The organism is Burkholderia sp. Se-20378 (genome assembly GCF_017104665.1).
GTDB lineage: Bacteria > Pseudomonadota > Gammaproteobacteria > Burkholderiales > Burkholderiaceae > Burkholderia > Burkholderia lata.
This window is the reverse complement of record NZ_JAAGPG010001151.1, coordinates 1-953: the sequence shown is the minus strand read 5'-3', so window position 1 is coordinate 953 and position 953 is coordinate 1. Positions and strand designations below refer to the sequence as shown.

1 protein-coding gene is annotated in these 953 nt (G+C 72.0%); it reads right to left on the bottom strand.

The features are described from left to right. On the bottom strand, nt 1-953 hold a 953-nt coding region (gene bcsZ / locus G3N93_RS40690; protein WP_241026926.1), incomplete at both ends, for a cellulose synthase complex periplasmic endoglucanase BcsZ.

The following is a 953-nucleotide window of genomic DNA, read 5'->3' as shown; positions in this document are numbered from 1 at the left end:
GCCGGGCGCCGACTGGCGCGCGAGCGTATCGACGCGCGCTGCCTGCGCATCCGCGAGCGCGCGCTGGCCGCGTGCGTCGAGGAACGGCACGGCTGCCGCGGAAAACCCGCCGTTGCCGTCGTTCGGCCCCGCAACGCCCGTCGTCGTATCGACCTTCTCCGGCGGCGCGCCATGCGCGGCGATGTAGTCGGCGAACGGCGCAAAACGGGCGAGCATCGGTGCGGCAAGCGGATCGGCGCGGTCGAGCATGCCGGCCCACCGATACACGCGGATCGCGTTGTACGCGCTCTCCGCATGCGTTTCGCGATCGGGCCCGAAACCGGTGCCCGCGCGATACAGCGCCCAGTCGGGCGAAAAGCCTTTCGGTGCGGTGTCGAGCAGCACGCGTCCCGTGCTCGAGACGAGCGCGGCCCAGCGCTTGTCGTCGGGCAGGCGCGCGCCGAGCGCGCGGATCACCTGCGGCGGCGAATAGCTCGGGTTCACGCGCCACTGGCCGTCGGCGAGCTTGAAGCCCGTCGGCCCGGGCAACAGCGTGAGGCCAAGGCCCGGCACGGTCGCCGTCTCGTCGTCGAGCACGCGCTTCGCGAGCAGCGCGCCGCGCGCCGTGTAGCTGCGTTCGTGCCACAGCCGCCCGGCCTCGACGAGCGCATACGCGATCCACAGGTCGGCATCCGACGCCGCGTTCGCGTCGAGCACGCGCCACGCGCCGTCGGGCGCACGGCCCCACAGCCACGCCGGCAGATGCGCGCTCAGGTCGCCCTGCGCGAGATTGTTCTCGGTCCATGCGAGGATCGTGTCGAACATGCGCCGGTCGTTCGCGACCAGCGCGAAGAAAAGTCCATACGCCTGCCCCTCCGACACCGTGCGTGAATCGGCCGAGCCGACGTCGATCACGCGGCCGTCGGCCGAGATGAAATCACGCTTGAACGCGTCCCAGCGCGGCCACGCCGCGC